This window comes from Saccharothrix mutabilis subsp. mutabilis (assembly GCF_039521145.1).
GTDB classification, from domain to species: domain Bacteria; phylum Actinomycetota; class Actinomycetes; order Mycobacteriales; family Pseudonocardiaceae; genus Actinosynnema; species Actinosynnema mutabilis.
This window is the reverse complement of the sequence record NZ_BAAABU010000009.1, coordinates 86642-111387: the sequence shown is the minus strand read 5'-3', so window position 1 is coordinate 111387 and position 24746 is coordinate 86642. Positions and strand designations below refer to the sequence as shown.

At 72.5% G+C, this 24746-nt stretch carries 20 protein-coding genes and 1 pseudogene; 14 read left to right on the top strand and 7 right to left on the bottom strand.

Features of this window, described 5'->3' with window-relative positions; genetic code table 11:
• Nucleotides 1-24 precede the first annotated feature (24 nt).
• Nucleotides 25-471, top strand: coding sequence for an Lrp/AsnC family transcriptional regulator (locus tag ABD126_RS21195; protein WP_343935599.1), 447 nt, complete (start codon nucleotides 25-27; stop codon nucleotides 469-471).
• Nucleotides 472-695: 224 nt separating this feature from the next.
• Here the strand turns inward: ABD126_RS21195 and murQ are convergent, their stop codons facing one another.
• The 6 genes from murQ to ABD126_RS21165 all read right to left on the bottom strand — a co-directional run bounded on the left by murQ (nucleotide 696) and on the right by ABD126_RS21165 (nucleotide 8666).
• Complete coding sequence (murQ, locus tag ABD126_RS21190; protein ID WP_343935598.1) at nucleotides 696-1619, bottom strand: N-acetylmuramic acid 6-phosphate etherase; 924 nt, start codon at nucleotides 1617-1619, stop codon at nucleotides 696-698.
• Nucleotides 1616-2530 carry a MurR/RpiR family transcriptional regulator gene (locus ABD126_RS21185; protein ID WP_343935597.1) on the bottom strand — a complete coding sequence of 305 codons (915 nt, stop codon included), beginning with the start codon at nucleotides 2528-2530 and terminating at the stop codon, nucleotides 1616-1618. The genes murQ and ABD126_RS21185 overlap by 4 nt, the downstream gene beginning before the upstream one ends.
• Nucleotides 2531-2640: 110 nt before the next feature.
• Entirely contained in the window at nucleotides 2641-4338 is a 1698-nt protein-coding gene (locus tag ABD126_RS21180) for a serine hydrolase domain-containing protein (protein WP_343935596.1), read from the bottom strand.
• 11 nt (nucleotides 4339-4349) lie between these two features.
• On the bottom strand, nucleotides 4350-5576 hold the full coding sequence (locus ABD126_RS21175; protein WP_343935595.1) for an exo-beta-N-acetylmuramidase NamZ family protein: 1227 nt from the start codon (nucleotides 5574-5576) through the stop codon (nucleotides 4350-4352).
• A 5-nt stretch (nucleotides 5577-5581) separates the two neighbouring features.
• Nucleotides 5582-7294 (bottom strand): glycoside hydrolase family 3 protein, encoded by a 1713-nt coding sequence (locus ABD126_RS21170; protein ID WP_343935594.1) that lies wholly within the window; start codon nucleotides 7292-7294, stop codon nucleotides 5582-5584.
• A gap of 559 nt (nucleotides 7295-7853) precedes the next feature.
• Nucleotides 7854-8666, bottom strand: a complete 813-nt coding sequence (locus ABD126_RS21165; RefSeq protein WP_343935593.1) for an HAD-IB family hydrolase — start codon at nucleotides 8664-8666, stop codon at nucleotides 7854-7856.
• 470 nt (nucleotides 8667-9136) lie between these two features.
• Here ABD126_RS21165 and ssd point away from each other — a divergent pair, with 470 nt between their 5' ends.
• The 8 genes and pseudogenes from ssd (at nucleotide 9137) to ABD126_RS21130 (ending at nucleotide 14607) form a co-directional block, all read left to right on the top strand.
• Complete coding sequence (gene ssd, locus ABD126_RS21160; protein WP_343935592.1) at nucleotides 9137-10252, top strand: septum site-determining protein Ssd; 1116 nt, start codon at nucleotides 9137-9139, stop codon at nucleotides 10250-10252.
• Nucleotides 10252-11379: a TadA family conjugal transfer-associated ATPase gene (locus ABD126_RS21155; RefSeq protein ID WP_425542854.1), complete on the top strand. Its 1128-nt coding sequence runs from the start codon at nucleotides 10252-10254 to the stop codon at nucleotides 11377-11379. The genes ssd and ABD126_RS21155 overlap by 1 nt, the downstream gene beginning before the upstream one ends.
• Nucleotides 11376-12155 (top strand): type II secretion system F family protein, encoded by a 780-nt coding sequence (locus tag ABD126_RS21150; protein WP_343935590.1) that lies wholly within the window; start codon nucleotides 11376-11378, stop codon nucleotides 12153-12155. Before ABD126_RS21155 ends, ABD126_RS21150 begins: the two co-directional genes overlap by 4 nt.
• Nucleotides 12152-12706, top strand: a complete 555-nt coding sequence (locus tag ABD126_RS21145; protein ID WP_343935589.1) for a type II secretion system F family protein — start codon at nucleotides 12152-12154, stop codon at nucleotides 12704-12706. The genes ABD126_RS21150 and ABD126_RS21145 overlap by 4 nt, the downstream gene beginning before the upstream one ends.
• Before the next feature lie 28 nt (nucleotides 12707-12734).
• Entirely contained in the window at nucleotides 12735-12893 is a 159-nt protein-coding gene (locus tag ABD126_RS21140) for a DUF4244 domain-containing protein (protein WP_343935588.1), read from the top strand.
• Nucleotides 12890-13369, top strand: coding sequence for a TadE family type IV pilus minor pilin (locus tag ABD126_RS21135; protein ID WP_343935587.1), 480 nt, complete (start codon nucleotides 12890-12892; stop codon nucleotides 13367-13369). The genes ABD126_RS21140 and ABD126_RS21135 overlap by 4 nt, the downstream gene beginning before the upstream one ends.
• Nucleotides 13370-13392: 23 nt before the next feature.
• A pseudogene (locus ABD126_RS38820) lies at nucleotides 13393-13707 on the top strand (Rv3654c family TadE-like protein); the annotation flags it as partial.
• A 285-nt stretch (nucleotides 13708-13992) separates the two neighbouring features.
• Complete coding sequence (locus tag ABD126_RS21130) at nucleotides 13993-14607, top strand: bifunctional DNA primase/polymerase (RefSeq protein ID WP_343935586.1); 615 nt, start codon at nucleotides 13993-13995, stop codon at nucleotides 14605-14607.
• A gap of 263 nt (nucleotides 14608-14870) precedes the next feature.
• On the opposite strand, the gene ABD126_RS21125 is transcribed toward ABD126_RS21130, so the two are convergent.
• On the bottom strand, nucleotides 14871-17258 hold the full coding sequence (locus ABD126_RS21125; protein WP_343935585.1) for a DEAD/DEAH box helicase: 2388 nt from the start codon (nucleotides 17256-17258) through the stop codon (nucleotides 14871-14873).
• Between the two features lie 207 nt (nucleotides 17259-17465).
• Between ABD126_RS21125 and ABD126_RS21120 the strand changes: the two genes are divergently transcribed.
• The 5 genes from ABD126_RS21120 (at nucleotide 17466) to topA (ending at nucleotide 24737) form a co-directional block, all read left to right on the top strand.
• Complete coding sequence (locus ABD126_RS21120; protein ID WP_343935584.1) at nucleotides 17466-19778, top strand: sodium-translocating pyrophosphatase; 2313 nt, start codon at nucleotides 17466-17468, stop codon at nucleotides 19776-19778.
• 114 nt (nucleotides 19779-19892) lie between these two features.
• Nucleotides 19893-20468 (top strand): hypothetical protein, encoded by a 576-nt coding sequence (locus ABD126_RS21115; RefSeq protein WP_343935733.1) that lies wholly within the window; start codon nucleotides 19893-19895, stop codon nucleotides 20466-20468.
• Nucleotides 20469-20515: 47 nt separating this feature from the next.
• Nucleotides 20516-21115 carry a hypothetical protein gene (locus ABD126_RS21110; RefSeq protein WP_343935583.1) on the top strand — a complete coding sequence of 200 codons (600 nt, stop codon included), beginning with the start codon at nucleotides 20516-20518 and terminating at the stop codon, nucleotides 21113-21115.
• A 73-nt stretch (nucleotides 21116-21188) separates the two neighbouring features.
• Nucleotides 21189-21848, top strand: coding sequence for a hypothetical protein (locus ABD126_RS21105; protein ID WP_343935582.1), 660 nt, complete (start codon nucleotides 21189-21191; stop codon nucleotides 21846-21848).
• A gap of 126 nt (nucleotides 21849-21974) precedes the next feature.
• Nucleotides 21975-24737 (top strand): type I DNA topoisomerase, encoded by a 2763-nt coding sequence (topA, locus tag ABD126_RS21100; protein WP_343935581.1) that lies wholly within the window; start codon nucleotides 21975-21977, stop codon nucleotides 24735-24737.
• Nucleotides 24738-24746 lie beyond the last annotated feature (9 nt).

Sequence of the window (24746 nt, the reverse complement as noted above, 5' to 3'; positions counted from 1 at the left end):
CTTCGGCGGTTTAGGTTTACGAACGTGAGCATCGACCTGGACGGCGTCGACTGGGCCCTGCTGGAGGCCCTCCAAGAGGACGCCAGGCTGTCGTACAACGAGCTGGCCCGCCGCGTGCACGTGTCGCCGCCGACGGTCGCCCAACGCGTGCGAAGGCTGGAAAACGCCGGCGTCATCACCGGCTACCGCGCGACCGTGGACCCGACGGCGGTGGGACGGACGGTCGTGGCCCTGGTCCGCATGAAGTGCTACGGCCCGAGGTGCATCACGGTCCACCCGGAGTTGCTGGACGACTGCCCGGAGGTGGTCGAGGTGGTGCGACTGACCGGGGACATCTGCTCGGTGGTGAAGGTCGTGACGACGTCGATCACCGAGCTGGAACGCCTACTGGTCCGCCTGTCCGGCTACGGCGAAACCTCCTCGGCGATGGTCCTGTCCACCCCCATCCCGTGGCGCCCCATCACCGCCTGACCCCACACCACCAACCACCGCTCACACACCATCCGCCGCCCGCGCCGGCCCTGTCCGCCCGCGCTGCCTGCTCGCTTCCCGCCCGCCGCCCGCCGTTCGCGCTGCCCGCCACTCCTGCCGTTCGCGCTGCCCGCCACCCCCGCCTCGGCCGCTGCTCGCGCGTTCGCCGGCCGATCTTGTCGGTGGTCCGTGGGACAATGGAAGCGGGGGCCGGAGGCCGCGGCTCAGCGCGCGGTGAGCGAGGTCAGGGCCTGCCGGACGTAACCCTGCGCCTTCTCCAAGGCCTCGGCGGCCTGGGCGATCGGCACCCCCGACAGCAGGTGCACCAGCGCCACCTTCAGGTCGCCGCCCGCGTCCGCCAGCGCCGTCGTGCACTCGTTCTCCGCCAGCCCGGTCGCCTCGCGCAGGATGCGGACCGTCCGCCCGCGCAGCTTCGCGTTGGTCGCCCGCATCGACACCATCAGGTTCGAGTACGTGCGCCCCAGCCGGACCATCACCGCCGTCGAGAACGACGTGAGCACCAGCTTCTGCGACGTGCCCGCCTTCATCCGCGTCGACCCGGCGATCGCCTCCGGACCGGTGTCCACGGTGATCAGCACGTCCACGTCCACCCGCGGCGCGCTCGGGTTGTTCGAGACCAGGACCGTGCGCGCGCCCAGCGTGCGCGCCTCGTTCAGCGCGGCCACCACGAACGGGGTCCGGCCCGAGGCGGTCACGCCCAGCACGACATCGCCGGCGACCGCGTGCCGACGGATCTGCGCCGCGCCGCCCGCGGCCTCGTCCTCGACGTCCTCCACGGCCTTGACCAGCGCTTCCGGTCCGCCCGCGTGGTGGGCGACGAACCAGTCCGGCGGCGCGTTGAACGTCGGCACGATCTCGGCCGCGTCCAGTGTCGCCAACCGGCCGGAAGTGCCGGCGCCCACGTAGTGCACGCGGTGGCCGGAGCGCAGCGCGTTCACCGCCAGGTCGGCGGCCTGGGCCAGCTCCGGCAGCACTGCCTCGACCGCGTCGGGCACCCGGTGGTCCTCGGCGTTGATCAGCCGCAGCACGTCCAGCGTCGAGAGCCGGTCGATGTCCAGCGTCCCCGGGTTGCGGGCCTCCGTCGGCGACTCGACCCGGACCGCGACCCCCTGCCGGGGCGGCGTCATTTACCGGTCTCCCGCCGGCGCCTGCCGTCCGGTCGGGCGCCGAGGCGGTGCCCCGACACCGCGTCGTAGGTCGCCTCCAACGCGGTCTTGGCGGTGTCCACGTGCTTCTGGGCGACGCCGATGAACAGGCAGTCGATGACCGTGAGCTGCGCGATCCGGCTGGCCATCGCGCCCGAGCGGAACGTGGTCTCGCGGGCGGCGGTGGTCAGGACGTGGTCGGCGACCTCGCTGATCGGCGAGCGCGGGAAGTTCGTCAGCGCCACCGTCGTCGCGCCGTGCTCCTTGGCCACCCGCAGCGCCTCGACGGTCTCCGCGGTGGACCCGGTGTGCGAGATGCCGACCGCGACGTCGTCGGGGCTCAGCACCGCCGCCGAGGTGAGCGCGATGTGGGTGTCGTTCCACGCGAAGCACGTGCGGCCGATGCGGTGCAGCTTCTGCTGCAAGTCGAACGCGACGAACGCGCTGGCCCCGAACCCGTAGACGTCCACCCGGCGCGCGCCGGCGACCGCCTCGACGACCGCCTGGAGGGTCTCGACGTTGAGCTGCTCGGCGGTCTCCTCGACCGCGCGGGCGTCGGCGAACGCGACCTTGCCGACGACCTGGCGCAGGTCGTCGCCGGGGCCGATGTCGCCGCCGAGGTCCCGGTCGGTGCGGGCGGCGGTGCGCGCGGTGTCGGCGGCCAGCGCGATGCGCAGCTCCGGGTAACCGCCCACGCCGATGGCCTTGCAGAAGCGGGTCACCGTGGTCTCGCTGGTGCCCGCCGCCTCGGCGACCTCGGTGATGCTGCGGTGGGCGACGGTGGCCGGGTTGTCCAGCACGACCTTCGCCACCCGCTGCTCCGCGCGGGCGAGGCCGGGGAGCAGTGACCGGATCCGGACGAGGGGACTGGCGTCGGTGCTTTCGGTGGACACGTGGGAAACTTACTAACCGTCCAACGGAAAATCAACGGAGGGTGGCATTCCGTCACCCCAACCGTGACGGAATGCCACCCGGTGGACGTCGCGATTGCGCCGAAAGCCCACTAGCGGTTGGCCGAACGCCACCCGTCCGCGCGCAGCCCGTCCCGTTCCCCGTCCACCAGCAATCCGTGGTCGTCCGTGATCCGGACGGCGTCGACGTACGCGCCGCGCCCGCCGTAGCCCGCGCCGCGCACGTAACGCCACCGGTAGAGCTTGGCCGGTTCCGTTTCGAGTTCCACGCGTTGCCAGCGGCGGTCGCCGTACCCCGTCAGTGTCTTCAAGTCGCTCCAGGTGGACCCGTCGTTACTGGACTCAAGGACGACCTTGTCCGCGGGGTCCAAGTCGACAAAGGCACTGAACGACACGGTGTGCCGGCCGCCGGATGTCCGGAGGTCCGGTGTCGTGAGCGTGCCGCCGGCCGTGGTGGGTGTCCAGCTCGTCGGGCCGCGCCGCGGTCGGACGGCCAGCGCCTGGGCCAAGCCGTTGGCGACGGCCCGGCGGGCGGGGTTGATCGAGCCCCACGTCCGGGTCGGGTGGACGCGGTTGGTCAGCAGGACCGCGATCGAGTTCGACAGCGGGTCCAGCACCAGGCTGGTGCCGGTGAACCCGGTGTGGCCGGCTGTCTTCGGCGAGGTCAGCGCGCCCATGTACCAGCGCTGGTCCAGCTCGAAGCCCAGGCCGTGCGCGTTGCCCGGGAAGCCCTGGTTGAAGTCGGTGAGCATCAGCCGGACCGTGTCGGGTTCGAGGATGCGCGCGTGCCCGTACCGGCCGCCGTTGAGGATCGCCTGGCCGAGTGTCGCCAGGTCGCGAGCGGTGGAGAAGACGCCCGCGTGCCCCGCGACACCGCCGAGCGACCACGCGTTCTCGTCGTGCACCACGCCCCGCACCAGCCCGCGGCCGGTCTGGAACTCGGTGGCGGCGATCCGGTCGAGCTTCGCCGCCGGCGGGTTGTAGCCGGTGTCGTCGAGCTGAAGCGGACCGGTGATGCCCTCGCGCACGAGGACGTCGAGCTTCTTGCCGCTCAACCGTTCGCCGAGCACGCCGAGGGTGATCAGGTTCAGGTCGGAGTACGTGTAGACGGTGCCCGGCTTGTTCTTAGGGGCCACGTCCATCACGGCCTTGATGCGGGACGCGACGTCCGGGTACCGCGACCACAGCGGCAGCCACGGCTCCAGGCCGGAGGTGTGGGTGAGCAGCTGGCGGACCGTGATGACGTCCTTGCCGTTGACCCCGAACTCCGGCAGGTAGCGGGCCACCGGCGCGTCGAGGTCCAGCAGACCGCGCTCCTGGAGCTGCATGACCACGATCGACGTGAACAGCTTCGAGATCGAGGCGAGGTCGAAGATCGTGTCCGGGGTCATCGGGACGCGGTCCGCCTCGGGCAGCTCCGTGCCCGTCGCGTCGGCGTACCGGACCGCCCACCCGGCGGTCTCGTGGGTCGCCACCACGCCGTCGTGCACCAGCAGGGTCACCGCGCCGGAGAACAGCGGGTGCCCGCTCGCGTCCGGCACGGTGTACTGCCGCACCTGGTCCAGGGCGGTGCCGATGGCGGCCGGGTCGAGTCCCACACGCTCCGGTGTACCCGAACGCAGCACGTCGTTCGCCCACCCGCGCCGGGGCAGGTCGAACCGGCCGGCCAGGCCCTGCGCCTCGACCTGGTCGTCGGTGGGCGCGGCGGGCTCGGCGGGTTCGGCGTGGGCGGGTGTCGCGGCGGTGACGGCGAGTGCCGCGGCCAGCAGGGTCGTCAGCAGGGTGCGCATCGTCGGTCCCCTCACCGGTAGTGGAGGTACTGGTGGCGGAGGCGGGTGAAGGCGGCCAGCTCGTCGGACCACGCGCCTACCACCTCGTCGGCGCCCGCGCCCGCGTCGACCATGCGGCGCAGGCGGTCCGAGCCGGTGAGCTTGTCGATCCAGAAGTCCGGCCGCCACGCGAACACCTGCGGGTACCGGGCCCGCGCGGTGACGATCATGGCGACCGCCGCCCGGATCGCGTCGAACTCCCGCGGCGACGTCACGTGCAGCGCCACCCCGCCGCACGCCTTGCCCACGAACTTGTTGAACGTGGGCGTGAAGTGCGCCTCCCGGAACCGCACCCCGGGCAGACCGAGCGCGTTGAGGTCCTCCGCCCACCGCCAGTCGATGCCGGGCGCGCCCACCGTCTCGAACGGGCGGGTGGTGCCGCGCCCCTCGGACAGCACCGTCCCCTCGAACAGGCACGTGCCGGGGTAGACCAGCGCGGTGTCGCGGGTCGGCATGTTCGGGCTCGGCGGCACCCACGGCAACCCCGTGTCCAGCGAGTCCCGCTTCCACCCCTTCACCCATACGGTCCGCAGGGCGACCTTCCCGCCCTCGGCCGGCAGGAACTCGCCGTTGAACAGCGCGGCCAGCTCGCCCACGGTCATCCCGTGCTGCTGCACGATCGGTTTCCTGCCCACGCCCGTCGCGTACGCCGGGTCCAGCTGCGGCCCGCGCGCCCACCCGCCGACCGGGTTCGGCCGGTCCAGCACCAGGAACTCCGCGCCGGTCGCCGCCGCGGCCTGCATCGCCGTGTACATCGTCCAGATGTAGGTGTAGAACCGCGCGCCCACGTCGGCGATGTCGAACACCACCGTGTCGACGCCCGCCTTGGCGAACATCCCCGCGAGCTTGCCGGCCCCCGCGCCGTACGCGTCGTACACCGGCACACCCGTGCGCGGGTCCAGGAAGTCGCCCTCCGACCCGCCGGCCTGAGCGGTGCCGCGGAACCCGTGCTCCGGGCCGAACGCGGCGGCCGGCCGGTGCCCGGCGGCGACCATCGAGTCCACGATGTGGGTCTGGTCCAGCAGGACGCCGGTCGGGTTGGTGACCACGCCGACCTTCCGGCCGGCGAGGACCCGCCACCCGTCCTCGGCCGCGAGTTCCGCGCCGGTGGTGAGCTTCCGGTCCGCGTGCGCGGGCGCGGAGGTGGCCAGCACGGGGACGGCCAGCGCGCCCCCGATCAGCAGTTGTCTGCGTCGCATCGCCCTCACCAGCTCAATCCGTGGCCGAACGGGTACGGGGTCGGGCCGGGGACGGCCACCGGCAGCGTGCCCGCGGGCCGCACCTCGCCGGTGATCACGCGCACCAGCGCCGCCATCGACACCGCGCTGTAGGAGTAGGTGGCCAGCCAGTTCGGCGCAGCCGTGTGGGCCACGTCGTACGGGTTCTGCACGGCCACCGCCACCACGGTCTTGCCGGTGGCCAGCAACCTGGTCAACAGGGCTTGCTGCGCGGGCTGCCGGGACAGGGCGTTGGTCAGCACCACCACGAGGTCGGCGCTGCCCGCGGCCTGCACGGCGGCGGCGATCTGGGCCTCGGTGGGCGCGCCGCCGGTGGGCAGGGCGGTGCCGCCGAGCAGGCCCGCGAGGGTGCGGGTGGTGGTCTCGCCCCAGCCCGTGACCAGCGCGGAGGTCGGCTTGGCGGCCAGCGGCAGGTCGCGGTTGCGCACCGCGGTGACGGTGCGTTCGGTGATCGCCTGCGCGGCGGCGAGGTGCTCCGGTGTGCCGACGGCGGAGTCCACCTCGTCCTCGTCCACGAGCGGGCCGGTGAGCATGCCCCGCAGGAACTTCATGCGCAGGATCCGCAGGACGCTCTGGTCGATGCGCTGCTCGGTCAGCTCACCGCTGCGCACGGCGGCGAGCACGCTCTCCACGGCGACGCCCAGGTTCATCGGCATGAGCAGCTGGTCGACGCCCGCCTTGAGCGCCAGCACCGGGATCTCCGCGTCGGAGTGCAGCTGCCGCACGCCCGCCATCTGCAGCGAGTCGGTGATGATCACGCCGTCGTAGCCCAGCTCGCGGCGCAGGAGGTCGAGCGCGGGCTTGGACAGCGTGGCCGGCTCACCGGACGGGTCGATCCTGGGCACCTTGATGTGCGCGGTCATGATCGAGTCGATGCCCGCCTCGACGGCGGCCTTGAACGGCGGCGCGTCCAGCTGCCGCCACTGCTCGACCGTGCGGTCGACCTTCGGCAGCGTGGTGTGGCTGTCCTCGTCCGTGTCGCCGTGGCCGGGGAAGTGCTTGGCCGTGGCCGCGACGCCGTGCCGGGTCAGGTACCGCTGCTGGTAGCCGCGGACCTGGGCGGCGGTCAGCTCGGCGGCCAGCGCCGGGTCGCCGGAGTAGGAGCGGACGCCGATCACCGGGTTGGCCGGGTTGGAGTTGACGTCGGCGTCGGGCGCGAAGTTCTGGTTGACGCCCATCGCGCGCAGCTCACGCGCTGTGATGGCGGCGGCCCGTTCGGCGTCGGCGGTGCTGCGGCCCGCGCCGAGCGCCATGTTGCCGGGGAACTGGGTGGCCGGCGCGCCGATGCGGGTGACGATGCCCATCTCCTGGTCGGTGGCGATGGCCAGCGGGATGCGGCTCGCGCGCTGGAGGCCGTTGGAGAGGCGGGCGATCTGGCGCGGTGTGTCGATGTTGTCGCGGCTGGAGTTGTTGAAGTAGACGACGCCACCGGGCTGGTACTTCGCCACCACCTCGGCCGGCGTGTCGACGCCGAAGTCCTTCCGGTTGTTCGGGTGCGCCTCGTCGGGTGCCTGCCCGTTCAAGTGGGTGACGAACAGTTGGCCCACCTTCTGCTCCAGGGTCAGCCCGCGCAGCAACGCGCCGACGGACTGGGCCTGGACCGGGTCGGCGGTCGCCGGTGGCACGACGAGGGACGCCGCCGCCAGGGCTGCGGCGGCGAGCGCGAGCGGTCGGAGCACGGTGGCCTCCCCACTTGGCAATCTTTCCACCAACAGGTGGACGCATGCGGAAAGTTACTCACGTCACAGGGACGGGTCAACGGGTTGCGCTGCGTGGCCATCATGCGGAGGGGCACCGACAAAAACCGGCGTCCGGCGACTCACTCTTTCGGGTGTTCCTGGCGCAGAAACAGGCCGTGGCCCCTCCCGGAGGAGAGGCCACGGCCGGCGGCGCGGGCTTTCGAGTTACCAAGCGTGCAACTCGTGTCGTACAACCCTGGCCTCGGCGTCCGGCGTCCCGATACGCAGGCCCTAGACGACAAGCCTCCCGCGGCGTGCTGCGCGTGGGTGCTCGAAGTCCGCGCACGGAGCCCTGTCGGGGTGAACGGTGCTTCTCTTCCGCTCCGTCCCTGGCCGACCCGAGGTCCGCATCTCCTTTGTAATCCTGATGAGCCGCCACATCAAGGGCTCGATGGGGTGCACCGGTCAAGCCACTGAAAGTAGCGGATCTTCTTGTCTGACACCGTTTTCGGCGCGGAAGCCATGGTCGGTACCGCTGACCGGGGCACCCTCGGGTGAATCAGCTCCGCCGACGCCGGCGCAGGCCGTACCAGGCCACGCCCGCGGCCGTCGCCGCACCGAGTCCGATGGCCGTCACCGCGACCGCCGTGCCCGACGGCCGGGGGATGCGGGCGCGCAGCGACACGGGGTCGGAGAAGGTCAGGACCGGCCACCCGCGCTGGGCGGCGACCTTGCGCAGCGCGCGGTCCGGGTTGACCACCGTGGGGTGGCCGACGGCCTCCAGCAGCGGCAGGTCGGTGATCGAGTCCGAGTACGCGTAGCAGCGGGTCAGGTCGTAGTCGTGCTCTTCCGCGAGCTGCTTGGCGGCGACCGCCTTGTTCTCGCCAGCGCAATAGAAATCGACGTCGCCGGAGTAGCGGCCGTCCGACACGACCATCCGGGTGCCCACGCTGTGGGTCGCGCCGATCATCGTGGAGATGGGCGCCACCAGTTCCTCGCCGGACGCGGAGACGACAACCACGTCGTGGCCTTCGGTCTTGTGGTCCGTGATGAGTTGTGTGGCTTCCTTGTAGACCAACGGATCGACGATGTCGTGCAGCGTCTCGTCCACGATCGAGCGAACCTGCTCGACGTCCCAGCCCGCGCACAGGGCGGTGATGTGCGAGCGCATCCGGTCCATCTGGTCGGCGTCGGCGCCGGCCAGCATGAACACGAACTGCGCGTAGGCGCTCTTCAGCACCGCACGCCGGTTGATCAGACCCTCTTGGAAGAAGGGCCGGCTGAACGCCAGCGTGCTCGACTTGGCGATGACCGTCTTGTCCAGGTCGAAGAACGCGGCGACTCGGCTGCCTTCGGTGGCGTGCTCGGTCACCGCACCAGCTTAAGGGCGGGTTCCGCCGGGTGACCGCCGACCATTATTCGTCGTTTTACGAACTTGACGTGGTGCGGTCTACCGAATTTCTCGTGTCCCTCTAACGGAAGACACGCATGACCCTGTCCCGTGGGGATACAGTAGACGGGTCCGGCGCGACCGGACGGGTTCAGTCCGACCCCCCGGGACTGAACCATCGACGACCCCCGTCCCTCCCCCCTGGCGGGGGTCGTCCCATGTCCGGGGTCGGTTTCAAGATCCTTTGCGACATGTCTTCGCCCGGCTTCGGGCCCCCTCTCCGGCTCCGCCCGCGCCCTCTGCCGCGCGCCGCCCAATCCGCAATCGTGCGGCCTCCGAGTTGTCCACAGGCCCTGAGTTGTCCACAGATCGATCAACCGTCGTTGTGGCCTTCCTCACCGGTCGGGAGCGTGGTCCTCGCACGGACCCGCGTGCCGGACCGAGGAGGAGCTGTGAGCCGAGTGGTGGCCCTGGTGGCCGGGACGGACCTGTTGGACGAGGTGTTGCAGGCCGCCGCCGTGGCGGGGTGCGAGGTGGAGCGGGTGGTCGACGTGCCCGCGCTGCGCGGGCACTGGCACACCGCGCCCGCCGTCGTCGTGGACCCGGAGGGCGCGAAAGCGTGCGTGGACGAGGCCTTGCCGCGGCGGCCGGGAGTGCTCCTGGTCGCCACGGGGCCGCCCGACCCGGCCGACTGGCCGTGCGCGGTCGAGCTGGGCGTGGAGCGGGTGATCGACGTGTCCGCGGGGCCGGACGGGTTGCGCACGGCGCTGGCCGACCTGGTGGAGGCGCCGCACGAAGGCGGGCGCGTGCTGGCCGTGCTCGGCGGGTGTGGCGGTGCGGGTGCGTCCGTGCTGGCCACGGCGGTGGGGCAGGCGGTGTTGCTGCGGGGTCGGCGGGCGTTGCTCGTGGACTGCGACCCGTTGGGCGGTGGGCTCGACCTGGCGCTGGGCGCGGAGGCGGAGTCCGGTGTGCGGTGGCCGGAGGTGGAGCTGAGCGGTGGGCGCGTGCCCGCGTCCGCCCTGCGCACAGCCCTGCCCTGGGTCAGCCGCGGCGGCGGCACGCTGTCCTTCTTGTCGTGCTCGCGAAGCGGTCCCGATCCGGCGCCGCAGGCCGTGGCGGCCGTGGTCGAGGCGGGTCGGCGGGCCGGGGAGAGCGTGGTGTGCGACGTGCCGCGGCAGCTCCCGCCCGCGGCGTGCGCCGCGCTCGACCGCGCCGACCTGGCGGTGCTGGTGGTCCCGGCGGAGGTGCGCGCGTGCGCGGCGGCCAGACGGGTCGCCGACCAGGTGGCCGCACGCGGGGTCGGCCTCCACGCGGTGGTCCGCGCACCGGGGCCGGGCGGCATCCGGCCGGTGGAGGTGGCGGAGGCGGTGGGCGTGCCGCTGCTCACGGCCATGCGCGCCGAGCCGCGCCTGCCCGCGGCCCTGGACCACGGGCGGTTCCCGCTGCGGACACGGGGGCCGCTGGCGAAGGCGGCGCGGGAGGTCCTGTCGGCGCTCGACGCGACGGTTCCGTTGCGGCACAGGCACGTTCGCGGGCCTGATCACCGCGCACCGGTCGGGGGTGGGTGATGAGCGACCTCGTGGAGCGCGTCCGGCAGCGGTTGGCCGACGGGCGGGCGGAGTTGTCGTCGGCCGCCGTCGCCGCGGCCGTGCGCGGTGAGGCCGGGGGCGTGGTCGGCGACGAGGACGTGCAGCGGGCGTTGACGGTGCTGCGGCGCGAGTTCGTCGGGGCCGGGGTGCTGGAGCCGTTGCTGCGCGACCCCGGGACCACCGACGTGCTGGTCACCGGGCCGGACCAGGTGTGGGTCGACGGGGACGGCGGGCTGCGCCGGACAGGGGTGGCGTTCACCGACGAGACCGCGGTGCGGCGGTTGGCGCAGCGGCTGGCCGTGGCGGCCGGGCGGCGGTTGGACGACGCCGTGCCGTACGTGGACGGCTGGTTGCCGGGTGCGGTGCGGTTGCACGCGGTGCTGCCGCCGATCGTGCCGTCGACGTGCCTGTCGCTGCGCGTGCTGCGGCCGGCGAGCCACGACCTGGCGGCGTTGTGCGGGCGCGGGACGTTCGACGCGGCCACGGCCGGGGTGTTGCGGGCGGTGGTGCGGGCGCGGCTGGCGTTCCTGGTGGTCGGCGGCACCGGGTCGGGCAAGACGACGCTGCTGGCCGCGCTGCTCGGGTGCGTGCCGCACGACCAGCGGGTCGTGTGCGTGGAGGACGCCGGTGAGCTGGAGCCGGAGCACCCGCAGTTCGTGCGGCTGCTGGCGCGCGGCGCGAACGTCGAGGGCGCGGGGCGGGTCACGGTGCGGGACCTGGTGCGGCAGGCGCTGCGCATGCGGCCGGACCGGATCGTGGTCGGCGAGGTGCGGGGTTCCGAGGTGGTGGACCTGCTCACCGCCTTCAACACCGGCCACGACGGCGGCGCGGGGACGCTGCACGCGAACTCGCCCGCCGAGGTGCCCGCGCGGCTGGAGGCGTTGGCGGCGCTGGGCGGGCTCGACCGGCGGGCCACGCACAGCCAGGTGGCGGCGGCGGTGAAGGTCGTCCTGCACATGCGGCGGGATCCGGACGGCGTGCGGCGGCTGGCGGAGATCGCGGTGTTCGAGCGCGGGCACGACGTGCTGGAGGTCCGGCCGGCGTGGCGGTCGGGCGAGGGCTGGCACCCGGCGGGCGTTCGGCTCAGGGAGTTGGTGGCGCGATGACCTTCCTCTTGTTGGCCCTCGCGTTGCTGGCGGCACCACCGGCCACAGCCCGCCGCCGGCTTCGGGTCTTGCGTCGCGACGGCCGGTCGCCGGTGTCGGTTCGCCGGTGGCTGTCGCGGGCGGGGAACGGGCCTGTGGTCGTCGCGTTCGGCGCGGTGGTCGGGTCGTCGCTGGGCGTCGGCGGGGTTGTCGCCGGGGCGTTGTTGGCGTTGACGTTGTGGCACTTGCACGTCGGTCGGCGGAAGGAGCGTGCGGAACGGGAGGCCAAGCAGGCGATCGCCGAAGGGTTGGCGGCGTTCGTGGCGGAGCTGCGGTCGGGGGCCGACCCGGCGCGGGCGGCGCTCGGGGCGGCCGAGGACGCGGATCCACCCGCGGCGGAGGTGTTCGCGACCGTCGCGGCCACGGCCGAGCGCGGGGGTGACGTCGAGAAGGCGTTGGCGCACACCGAAGGTCGGCAGCTCGCGCGGGCGTGGCGGTTGTCCGGCGACCACGGGGTGCCGTTGGCCGACGTCCTGGAAGCCGTGCGCGACGACCTCCGGCGGCGGGCGGCGTTCGTGCGGCAGGTGCACGCCCGGATGGCCGGGCCTCGGGCGAGTGCGGCGGTGTTGGCGGCGTTGCCGGTGCTCGGGGTGCTGCTGGGTGAGCTGACCGGGTCGCACCCGCTCGGTGTCCTGGCCGGGACCGGTGTGGGGCAGGTGCTGTTGGTGCTCGGTGTGGCGCTGGTGTGCGCCGGGCTGCGGTGGAGCGCGCACCTCACCAGGGAGGTGACGGCATGACGTTCCTGCTGCTGGCCGTCGCGCTGTTGCTGCACCCGGGTCGGCCGAGCCCGATCGCGCGACTGAGACCGCCGGTCAGGCGGGTGCGGGCACCGACGCGACCGCCGCCGGACGCGTTCGCATTGCCGACGGCCTGGGACCTGCTGGCCGCCGCCCTGCGGTCGGGGCTGCCGGTGGCGACGGCGGTCGAGGCGGTGCTGCCCGGCGTGCCGCCGGAACCGGCTGAGCACCTGCGCACCGTCGGTGACCTGCTGCGCCTGGGCGCCGACCCAGTGACGGCGTGGGCACCCGCGCTGGCCCATCCCGACACCGCGCCCCTGGCCCGTGCGGCTCGGCGCAGTGCCAGGTCGGGCGCGGCGCTGGCGGGTGCCGTGGCGGACCTGGCGGCGGATCTCCGGGCGCGTGCCGCCGACCGGGCCGAGGCGCGGGCGCAGCGCGCCGCCGTGCTGGTGGCGGGTCCGTTGGCGCTGTGCTTCCTGCCCGCCTTCCTGTGCCTGGGCGTCGTGCCCGTGGTCATCGGCCTGGCGGGACAGGTGACTTCGAGCTGGTGAGTGTCCACAGTGGATAGAGGGGTGCGAGATGTTCCTGAACGACAAGGGGATGACGACTGCGGAGTACGCCATCGGCACGCTCGCCGCCGCCGGGCTGGCGACGCTGCTGCTGGTGATCCTCAAGGGCGACTGGGTGATGGGCCTGTTGCAGGGGTTGCTGCAAAAGGCCTTCACGGCAGGCGCATGACGTCCGGCGGGCGGCGAGCGGCTGTCGGCGGGCAGGGCGGGGCGCTCTTCGGCGGGCGAGAAGCGGCGGGCGTCGGCGGGCAGGGCGGGGCGCTCTTCGGCGGGCGGGAGGCGGCGGGCGTCGGCGGGCAGGGCGCGGTGGCCGTTGGCGATCGGGGTGCGGCGACTGTTGAGGCGGCGCTGGCTGTGTGTGGGCTGGTGGCCGTGTTGGTGCTCGGGGTCGAGGCGGTCATGGCGGTGGTCGCGCAGATCCGGTGCACCGACGCCGCTCGGGAGGCCGCCCGGCTCGTCGCGCGCGGGGAGGACGGGCGGGCCGGGGCGGTGGTGCGGGCCATCGCGCCGGACGGCGCCGTGCTCGTGGTGCGGAAGGAGGGGGACACCGCGTCGGTCGAGGTGTCGGCGGCGGGGCGGTTGGTCGATGTGCGGGCCAGTGCCTTTGCCGTGGTTGAGCCGGGTATCGGTGCGAGTGGCCGATGAGGAGGGGAAGGGGGCGGTGAGGTGTGGTTCGGGGTGATCGGGGGAGCGTGACGGTGTTCGCCGTCGCGGTGATCGGCGTTGTGTTCTCGGCCGTGGTGATCGGGATCGAGGTGGGGCGGATCGTCGTCGCTCGGCATCGGGTGGCGGCGGCGGCTGATCTCGCCGCGGTGGGGGCGGCCGGGTACGTGCTCGACGGGGACACCGTGGCTTGCGGCAAGGCGGCTCTTGTCGCCGAGCGGATGGGAGTCGCGCTGGTCGAGTGCGTGGTGAGCGGGGTCGAGGTTGCCGTGGTGGTGAGCGGTCCGGAGATGGGGCTCGGTGCGCTCAGCGCGCGGGCTCGGGCTGGTCCGGCTGAACCCGTCCTGCCGTCCGCCGCGACGAACGGTCGTCTCCCGGCGGTGAGCGGACTCACACACCGCGCCAATGCGGTTTGGGTGCCGGGCATCGGGAACGTGAGCGTTCTGTCGGCCGGTGGGCGGCACGGCGTTCGCCGTTCCGTACCTACCAGTTGTCGACCGGGGGTTACCAGAGGTGCCTGCCATGACGTTAGTTCAAGTGGCGGCACCGACACGGTGTCGAAGAACACCCGACACTGTGTCGTGGTCCAAGGAGGCGAACGGAAGATGGAGTGGTCGGATAGCTGGCGCGGGGCCTTCCGCATCGAGCTGCGCGCGGAGGCGGTCAACCTCGCGTGGCACGGGTGGCCTGTGCTGCCGGGCACCTATCCGGCGGGTGCGCAGTGGGCCGGTCGCGAGGGCGTTGAGCAGGACGGCCCCGTCCCGGTGCACCGCGACTGGCAGGAGCGCATCGGCACCAAGGCCGAGCAGGTCGCCACGTGGTGGGCCGGTCGCTCCTACAGCATCCTGCTGGCCACCGGGCACGGCGTGGACGCCATCGAGGTCGGAGCGGACCTCGGCCGGCGGGCCGCCGTGGCGCTGCGGGCCACCGGGATCCCGGCGCCGATCGTCGCCACCCCCTCGGGCCGCTGGATGTTCCTGGTCACGACCGGCCAGGCGCTGCGCGCCGACTGGGTCGCCGAGCACGACGTCCACCACTACGGTCGCGGCGAGTACGTGCCGCTGCCGCCGACCCCCTTCCAGCACGGCGTCGTGCACTGGCGGGTCAAGCCCCAGATCTGCGCCTGGCAGCTCCCGCAGCCGGGCGTGGTGCAGGACGCGCTGACCGAGGCGGTCCACGCGCCCGCCGACTTCGGCCTCCTCACCGCCGACCGGGCCTGACAGCGGGACGGCGGGGCGGACGGCAACGGCACCGCTCGCCGGCAGCGGGGCCCGCGACGGCACCGCCTGCCGGGAGCCGGGCCCCAGCGGCACGGCCCGCCCGAAGCCGGGCCCCAGCGGCACGGCCCGCCGGAAGCCGGGCCGCGACGGCACCGCCCACCGCAACCCGGGCCGGCCGAGCGCGAGTCGCCGGTGACCGGGTGGGCAGGCCCAGCCGGACCTGCTTCCCCACCTTGGCCGATCGATCCCGACCGGCCCCAGCCCTACGACCCTTCGACCCGGCCGTGCCGGACGTCGTGAGCTTTCGCCCCGACGACCCCGAGCACGACGTCCAGCACGGCCAACCCGCCCGCCTTGTCCAGCGGATCGTTGCCGTTCCCGCACTTCGGCGACTGCACGCAGGACGGGCACCCGGCCGGGCACGTGCAAGCAGCGATGGCCTCCCTCGTAGCGGCCAACCACGGGACCACCGCGGCGAAACCGCGGTCGGCGAATCCGGCTCCGCCCGGATGACCGTCGTGCACGAACACCGTCGCCTCCCCGGTGTCCTGGTGCAGCGCGGTCGAGACGCCGCCGATGTCCCAACGGTCGCACGTAGCGAACAGGGGTAGCAGGCCGATCGCCGCGTGCTCGGCGGCGTGTAGTGCGCCGGGGACGCGCGCCGGTTCCAGACCGGCGCCCCCCGGCGCACTACCCAGCAGTTCCGCGTCGACCGTGTACCAGACCGCCCGCGTCCGCAGCGTCTGCGTGGGCATGTCCAGCGCCACCGCGTCGATCACCTGACCCGACGGCAGTTTCCGCAGGTAGCCCACCACCTGCGAGGTCACCTCGACCTCTCCGAGGTTGACCGTGACGCCCTCGTAGACCCTCGACTCCAGCGTTCGCACGACGGCGATGTCCTTGGTGTCCCGAGCGGTGGTGGACCACTCCGGTTTCTCCGCGTGCACCAGCGCGATGCCGCTCTCCAGGTCCAACCGGTCCACCACGTACGACTCGCCCTGGTGCAGGTACACCGCCCCGTCGTGCACCGTCCAGCACGCCGCGCCCGGGTCCACGGTGCCGAGCATCCGGCCCGTCTCGCCCTCGACCACCACCACCTGCTCGCCGCCCGACCCCCGGATGTCGACGTCCGCGTGCGGCCGGTCGTGGGACGTCCAGTACCACCCGTTCGGCCGACGTCGCAGTACCTTTCGGGCGACCATGTCGTCCAGCACCGCCACCGCCGCCGCGCCGCCGAACGGCTCCAGCGCGTCCGGCGTCAACGGCAGCTCCGCCGCCGCGCACGCCAGGTGCGGTTCGAGCACGTACGGGTTGGTCGGGTCCAGCACGGTCGCCTCGACGGGCTTCTCCAACACGGCCGCCGGGTTGTGCACCAGGTAGGTGTCCAACGGGTCGTCGCGCGCCACGAACACCACCAACGCGTCGGTGTCACCGGTCCGCCCGGCCCGTCCCGCTTGCTGCCAGAACGACGCCAACGTCCCCGGGAACCCGGCCACCACCACGGCGTCCAGGCCGACGATGTCCACACCGAGTTCCAGCGCGTTGGTCGACGCGACACCGAGCAGTTCGCCGGACGAAAGCGCCCGTTCCAGGGCCCGCCGCTCTTCCGGCAGGTAGCCGCCGCGGTAGGCCGCGACCCGCTCCGACAGCTCCGGATCGACCTCCGCCAGCTGCCGCCGCGCCCCGATCGCCGTCAGCTCCGCCCCGATCCGCGACCGCACGAACGCCAACGACCGCGCGCCCTCGACGACCAGGTCCGCCAGGATCCGCGCCGTCTCCGCGCCCGCCGACCGCCGCACCGGCGCGCCGTTCTCACCCTCCAGCTCCTCCAGCAACGGCGGTTCCCACAGCGCCACCGTCCGCGCGGCCCGCGGCGACCCGTCCTCCGTCACCGCCGCGCACCGAACCCCGGCCAGGCGGGAAGCCGAAGTCGCCGGGTCGGCCACCGTCGCCGACGCCAGGATGAACACCGGGTCCGCGCCGTACCGCTGCGCCACCCTCCGCAACCGGCGCAGCAGCAGCGCCACGTGCGAGCCGAAAACTCCCCGGTACGAGTGACATTCGTCCACCACGACGTAGGAAAGCTTCCGGAAGAACCGCATCCACCGCGAGTGGTTCGGCAACACACCCCGGTGCAGCATGTCGGGGTTGGTGAACACCCAATTGGCGTGCGCCCGCACCCAGTCGCGTTCCGCCATCGGCGTGTCCCCGTCGAACGACGCCGCCCGAACCCCCGCGACGCCCAACGCCTCCACCGACCGGAGTTGGTCCGCGCCCAAAGCCTTCGTGGGGGACAGGTACAGAGCTGTTGCCTTCGGGTCGTTGTGAACGGCCGTCAACACGGGCAATTGGTATGCCAGCGACTTCCCCGAAGCCGTCCCCGTCGCGAGCACGACGTGGGAACCGCCCCAGGCCAGCGACGCCGCTTCGGCCTGGTGCCGCCACGGTTCCACGACCCCGCGCTCCACCAGCGCCTTTACCGCATCCGGCGGGGCCCAAGACGGCCAGGGAACGGTGTCCGCGGGCCTCCGGGCCAGGTCGGTGGTGTGCGTGAGGGGCGATTCGCCGGCCGGAACCCCGGCGAGGACCCGGTCCAGCAGTCGACGTGCCTGGTTCGCCACGAGGCGCAGCTTCGCACACCCCACCGACATCACGGTTGCTTCCTGCGTGGATAACGGTGTGTGCACGGATCGGGACGCGGTGTCAGAAGCTTGCGCGCTATGAATAGACTCCGCCGCTATCGCATCCAATGAGGGATGCGTCACGTTGTGACGGTGCCGACACCTCGCGGTGGCGCCGGTGCCGGCGCAACGCGGTGCTTCCCGCCGTTGGGCTTGGAACACTCACCAGGAGGACGGATGTCCCGGCAATTCCTCGCGGAGGGCCTTGAGCTCTCCGGAGGTGACCAGGGCCTAGTCGCCGTGGTCGCCGTGGTCGCCCTGGCCGCCCTAGCCATTGGTTACCTGCTTCTTCGGGAGGTGCTGGCCGCGGGCCAGGGCACCGCGAAGATGCAGGAGATCGCCAAGGCGGTTCAAGAGGGCGCAGCGGCTTACCTCAACCGGCAGTTCCGCACGCTCGGCATCTTCGTCGTGATCGTGTTCGCGCTGCTGTTCCTGCTCCCCGCTGAGGACACCGGGGAACGCATCGGCAGGTCGCTGTTCTTCATCGTGGGCGCGGCGTTCTCCGCCGTGATCGGCTACCTCGGCATGTGGCTGTCCACCCGCGCGAACGTGCGCGTGGCGGCGGCGGCGAAGGAGACGGGTGGCCGCGAGAAGGCCATGCGCATCGCCTTCCGCACCGGCGGCGTGGTCGGCATGTTCACCGTCGGCCTCGGCCTGTTCGGCGCGGCGCTGGTGGTGCTCGTCTACACCGGCCAGGCCCCGAAGGTGCTGGAGGGCTTCGGGTTCGGCGCGGCGCTGCTCGCGATGTTCATGCGGGTCGGCGGCGGCATCTTCACCAAGGCGGCGGACGTCGGCGCGGACCTCGTCGGCAAGGTGGAGCAGAACATCCCCGAGGACGACCCGCGCAACGCGGCGACCATCGCGGACAACGTCGGCGACAACGTGGGCGACTGCGCCGGCATGGCGGCCGACCTGTTCGAGTCCTACGCGGTCACCCTGGTCGCGTCGCTGATCCTGGGCACCGCGGCGTTCGGCGCGCAGGGTCTGCTGTTCCCGCTGATCGTCCCGGCGATCGGTGTGCTCACGGCGGTCATCGGCGTCTACATCACCAGCGCCCGCGCCGGTGAGAACGGCCTGACGGCGATCAACCGCTCGTTCTACATCTCGGCGGTCATCTCGGCCGTCCTGTGCACGGTGGCGGCGTTCGTCTACCTGCCCAGCTCGTTCAGCGAGCTGGACGGCGTGTCCGACGCGATCAAGTCCACCTCGGGCAACCCGGCGCTGATCGCGGCCATCGCGGTGATCATCGGCATCGTGCTGGCGGGCGTCATCCTGTGGCTGACCGGCTACTTCACCGGCACCGAGCACAAGCCGGTCAAGGATGTCGGCAAGACCTCGCTGACCGGCGCGGCCACCGTGATCCTGTCCGGCATCTCGGTCGGCTTCGAGTCGGCGGTCTACACGGCGCTGGTCATCGGCGGCGCGGTCTACGGCGCGTTCCTGCTGTCCGGTTCGGTGGTCGTGGCGCTGTTCGCGGTCGCCCTGGCCGGCTGCGGCCTGCTGACCACGGTCGGCGTCATCGTCGCCATGGACACCTTCGGCCCGGTCTCGGACAACGCGCAGGGCATCGCCGAGATGTCCGGCGACGTGGACGGCGAGGGCGCGCAGATCCTCACCGAGCTGGACGCGGTGGGCAACACCACCAAGGCCATCACCAAGGGCATCGCGATCGCCACCGCCGTGCTGGCGGCGACCGCCCTGTTCGGCTCCTACCGGGACGCCATCGAGCAGGCCCTGGCGGAGGTCAAGGTCGGCCTGGAGGGCCTGCCGGTGTCGTTCTCCAACCTGGTGTTCTCGCCGAACGTGCTGGTCGGCGTGGGTATCGGCGCGGCCGTGGTGTTCATGTTCTCCGGTCTCGCGGTCAACGCGGTGACGCGGGCGGCGGGCGCGATCGTGTTCGAGGTGCGCCGCCAGTTCCGCGACAACCCCGGCATCATGGACGGCTCGGTCAAGCCCGAGTACGGCAAGGTCGTCGACATCTGCACCAAGGACTCGCTGCGCGAGCTGGCCACGCCGGGTCTGCTGGCGGTCATGGCCCCGATCGCGGTCGGCTTCGGCCTCGGCGTCGGCCCGCTGGCCGGCTACCTGGCGGGCGCCATCGCGACCGGCACCCTGATGGCGATCTTCCTGGCCAACTCCGGTGGCGCCTGGGACAACGCGAAGAAGCTGGTCGAGGACGGCAACCACGGCGGCAAGGGCTCCGACGCCCACGCGGCCACCGTCATCGGCGACACCGTCGGCGACCCGTTCAAGGACACCGCCGGCCCGGCCATCAACCCGCTGATCAAGGTGATGAACCTGGTGTCGGTGCTGATCGCGCCGGCCATCGTCACCTTCTCGGTGGGCGAGAGCGCGTCGGCGGGCGTCCGGTACGCCATCGCCATCGTGGCCGCCGTGATCATCGTGGCGGCGGTCGTGGTGTCGAAGCGGCGCGGCACGGCCATCGCCGAGTCGCCCGCGGAGGCCACCGTGTCCAACGGCGCGGCCTGACGGTTCGCTGGAGGAAGCGGGCGTCCCCCACGCGGGGGGCGCCCGCTTCGGCGTGTGGAGGTGTGGTTGCGTGGGCACACTGGACGTGCCGGTGTTCGAGAGGAAGTGGACGTGATGAGGTTCCGCCTGGCCGTGGTGACCGCTGCCGCCCTGGTGGCCGCGGGGTGCTCCTCGAACGGCGGCTCGCCCCAGGCCACGGGCACGTCGTCGCCCTCCGCGGACGCCGTCGCCTGGATGGACAAGGTGTGCACCGCCTCCTCGTCGTTCGCCGCGGTGGAGAAGACGCCGCCCAAGCTCGACGCGAACGACCCCGCCAAGCTGAAGGCCGACATGAGCGCCTACATGGGGCAGCTCGCGGACGCGTTCAACAAGACGGCCACCCAGTTGAAGGAGGTCGGCCCGTCGCCGGTCGCCGGCGGGGACGAGCAGGTGGCCAAGATGGCCGAGACGTTCGCCGGGATCGGCAAGTCGTTCACCGACGCGAAGGCCGCCGTGGACGCGGCGGACGCCAACGACCCCGTGGGCGGGCTCCAGGCGGCCGGGGACGCCATCGCGCGGCTGGACCAGTTCGTGGAGCCGCTGAAGGCGCTGGAGGCCACGCCGGAGCTGCGCGAAGCGGCGGAACAGGCCACCTCCTGCCAGGACCTGCGCACGTTGCGGCCGTCGGTGGGCAGCACCCCGACGTCGTGAGGGAGTAGGTTGCGGCCCGTCCCGTCACCGACTCCGGGGGGAACCTCGTGCAGAAGACCATCGCCGTGGCCGGTGTGCTGGCCGCGGCTCTCGTGACCGGCGCGTGCTCCGGTTCCGGGTCGAGCGGCCCCTCGACGGCGCCCCGGACCACGACCACGACCGCCGCCGCGACCGCGGACCCGGTGAAGTGGACCGGCACGTTCTGCAAGGGCATCACGCCCACCGCCGAGGCCATCGTGGAACTGCTGAAGACCCTGCTCAGCGGCCAGTCCGACCCGGCCGCGCAGAAGGCCGCGCTGATGGCCTACGCCGAGAAGGGCGGCAAGGCGCTGTCCGACGCGGCGAAGGAGCTGGAGGGCCTGGGCGCGCCGACGGCGAGCACCAAGGCGGCGCACGACGAGGTCGTGAAGTCGTTCACCGAATCGGGCAAGGAACTCCAGGCGGCGGGGGTCGAGCTGGCCAAGCTCGACCCGAACGACCCCGAGTTCGCGACCAAGCTGGAGCAGCTCGGCTCGGAGCAGGCGGACGTGAGCAAGCTCCAGGCGCAGGTCGACAAGCTGCGCAACGACCCGGAGCTGAGCCAGGCGTTCCAGAAGGCGCCGGAGTGCGTTGAGATGGCCGAGAAGCTCAAGGGCCTCGGCGGCTGAGGCGTTATTCCACCTTGAGATCGCCCGGTCGGGGCTAGGCGTGCCTCGAACGTGTGTTCTACGCTGCGGGGCCGTGGGGCAACTGTCCTTCTTCTCGGCCGAGGCGCGGCACCCCTGTGTCGCGGACCTGGCCGGCCTGCTCTGCGGGCCCGGCCGGGCCGTGGGGTTCGCGCGGGGACGGGCCGCCCGGATCGCCGTGCCGCTGGACGAGCGGTGGCGGGGGTCCGCGCTGGTGGCGGCCCTGGCCGAGCGGGGGGTGCAGGCGCGGGTGGCCCTCGTTCCGCCGCCGGTGGTCGAGCCGGAGCCCGCGGACCCCGAAGCGGCCGAAGTGACCGAGGAGCCTGAACCGGTCGAGGAGGAGCCGCCGCCGGACGTGTGGGAGGTCGCCACGCCGTTCCGGACCGACCTCACGGGACTGGCTGCGCAGTGGGGCGAGGGCGACGCCAAACTCGTCCCGCCGGATTTCACCCCGCACGGCGGGGTACTCCGGATGTGGGCGCTCGCGTCGGGCCGTTGGGCCGAGTCCGGGTACGTGCTGGGGCTGGACCCCTCCGCCCCCGACACGCACGAACCGCTGCAAAAGGCGTTGGCGTCCTCGGGGCTGCCGGCCACACTGCTCAAGTCCGGCGGTCCGGCGCTCCGGGTCGTCGGCAGGCGGCGGTTGGAGCGCCTCGCGGAGCTGGTCGGCCGCGCCCCGCGCGGGGTCGGCGAACGGACGTGGCCCGCCGCGTAGCGGTCCTCCTGCCGAGCGATCGGGCACAGTTGTGTCACCCTGTCCCGACCGGGGCTGCCCCGGCGGCGACACAGGACAGTGCACACTGGCGGGTCGGGACACAGTGTTCGGAGAGAGCGGGACGGCGTGGCTGGATCGACACGGGCGAGGAAGACCAACGGGGACTCGGCAGGCGGCAATCGGCGGTTGGTGATCGTCGAGTCGCCCGCCAAGGCGCGCAAGATCGCGTCCTACCTCGGGAACGGCTTCGTCGTGGAGTCATCCAAGGGACACATCCGCGACCTGCCCCGCGGCGCGGCCGACGTGCCTGCGAAGTACAAGGGCCAGCCGTGGGCGCGGCTCGGCGTGGACGTCGACCACGACTTCGAGCCCCTCTACGTCGTGACGCCGGACAAGAAGTCGACCGTCGCCGAGCTGAAGGAGCTGCTCAAGGACGTCGACGAGCTCTACCTCGCGACAGACGGCGACCGCGAGGGCGAGGCCATCGCGTGGCACCTGCTGGACACCCTGAAGCCGAAGGTCCCGGTCCGGCGGATGGTGTTCCACGAGATCACCGAGCCCGCCATCCGCGCCGCCGCCGCGAACCCCCGCGACCTGGACCAGGACCTGGTCGACGCCCAGGAGACCCGCCGCATCCTGGACCGCCTCTACGGCTACGAGGTCAGCCCCGTGCTGTGGAAGAAGGTCATGCCGAAGCTGTCGGCGGGCCGCGTGCAGTCCGTGGCGACCCGGATCGTGGTCGAGCGCGAGCGGGAGCGGATGAAGTTCGTCACCGCTTCCTACTGGGACGTGTCCGCCGTCATGGACGCCGGTGCGGACGCCGCGCCGCGCACGTTCGGCGCTCGCATGGTCGCCGTGGACGGGGTCCGCCTCGCCGCCGGCCGCGACTTCGGCCCCGACGGCCGCCTCAAGGACGGCGCCGAGGTCCGCGTGCTGGACGAGGCGCGGGCCCGGTCGATCGCGGACGGCCTGGTCAACGCCCGGATGACGGTCGCCTCCGTCGAGGAGAAGCCGTACACGCGCAAGCCGTACGCGCCGTTCATGACCTCGACGTTGCAGCAGGAAGCGGGCCGCAAGCTGCGGTTCTCCGCCGACCGCACCATGCGCACGGCGCAGAAGCTGTACGAGAACGGCTACATCACCTACATGCGCACCGACAGCACGACGCTGTCGGAGACGGCCATCGCCGCCGCCCGCGCCCAGGCCACCGAGCTGTACGGCAGCCAGTACGTGGCCAAGGAGCCGCGCCAGTACAACCGGAAGGTCAAGAACGCCCAGGAGGCGCACGAGGCCATCCGCCCCGCCGGCGAGGTGTTCCGCACGCCCGGCCAGGTCGCGCGCGAGCTGGACTCCGACGAGTTCAAGCTCTACGAGCTGATCTGGCAGCGCACGATCGCCTCCCAGATGGCCGACGCGCGCGGCAACACCACCAGCATCCGCATCACCGGCAGGGCCGCGAGCGGGGAAGAGGTCACCTTCGCCGCGTCCGGCCGCACCATCACCTTCGCGGGCTTCCTGAAGGCCTACGTCGAGACGGTGGACGCCGAGGCGGGCGGCGAGTCCGACGACGCCGAGTCGCGGCTGCCGCAGCTGGTCAAGGACCAGGCGCTGACCGCGGTGGAGCTGTCCGCGGACGGGCACTCGACGTCCCCGCCGCCGCGGTTCACCGAAGCCAGCCTGATCAAGACGATGGAGGAGCTGGGCATCGGGCGGCCGTCCACGTACGCCTCGATCATCAGCACCGTCCAGGACCGCGGCTACGTGTGGAAGAAGGGCTCCGCCCTGGTCCCGTCGTGGGTGGCGTTCGCCGTGGTCGGGCTGCTGGAGCGGCACTTCGGCCGGCTGGTGGACTACGACTTCACCGCCGCGCTGGAGGACGAGCTGGACGGCATCGCCGCCGGCCGCCAGGAGCGCACGACGTGGCTGTCCGGGTTCTACTTCGGCGGCAACGTCGGCCCCGAGTCGTCGGTGGGCCGGTCCGGCGGCTTGAAGAAGCTGGTCGGGTCGAGCGTCGAGGAGATCGACGCGCGCGAGGTCAACTCGATCCCGCTGTTCGTGGACGGCGATGGCAACACCGTCGTGGTGCGCGTCGGCCGGTACGGGCCGTACCTGGAGCGCGAGGTCGACGGGGCGTCGCAGCGGGCGAACCTGCCCGACGACCTGCCGCCGGACGAGCTGAACCGGGAGATCGCGGAGAAGCTGTTCGCGACCCCGCAGGAGGGCCGGTCGCTCGGCGTGGACCCGGTCAGCGGGCACGAGATCGTGGCCAAGGAGGGCCGCTTCGGGCCGTACGTCACCGAGGTCCTGCCGGAGGTGCCGGACGGCAAGAAGGCGCCCAAGCCGCGCACCGGGTCGCTGTTCAAGACCATGTCGCTGGAGACGGTGACGCTGGACGACGCGCTGAAGCTGCTGTCGCTGCCGCGCGTGGTGGGCAAGGACCCGGAGACCGGCGCCGAGATCACCGCGCAGAACGGCCGGTACGGGCCGTACCTGAAGAAGGGCACCGACTCGCGGTCGCTGACCAGCGAGGACCAGCTGTTCACGGTCACCCTCGACGAGGCGCTGAAGATCTACGCGGAGCCGAAGAAGCGGGGCCGGGCCGCCGCCGCGCCGCCGTTGAAGGAGCTGGGCGCGGACCCGGTGTCCGGCAAGCCGATGGTGGTCAAGGAGGGCCGGTTCGGTCCTTACGTGACCGATGGTGAGACCAACGCGTCGCTGCGCAAGTCCGACAGCGTCGAGGGGCTCAGCGACGAGCGGGCGGCCGAGCTGCTGGCGGAGAAGCGGGCGAAGGGGCCGGCGACGAAGAAGAAGACGGCCGCCAAGTCGACCGCGAAGACCGCGACGAAGACGACGACGCGGAAGAAGACGCCGGCCAAGTCGAAGAGCTAGCGGGATGAT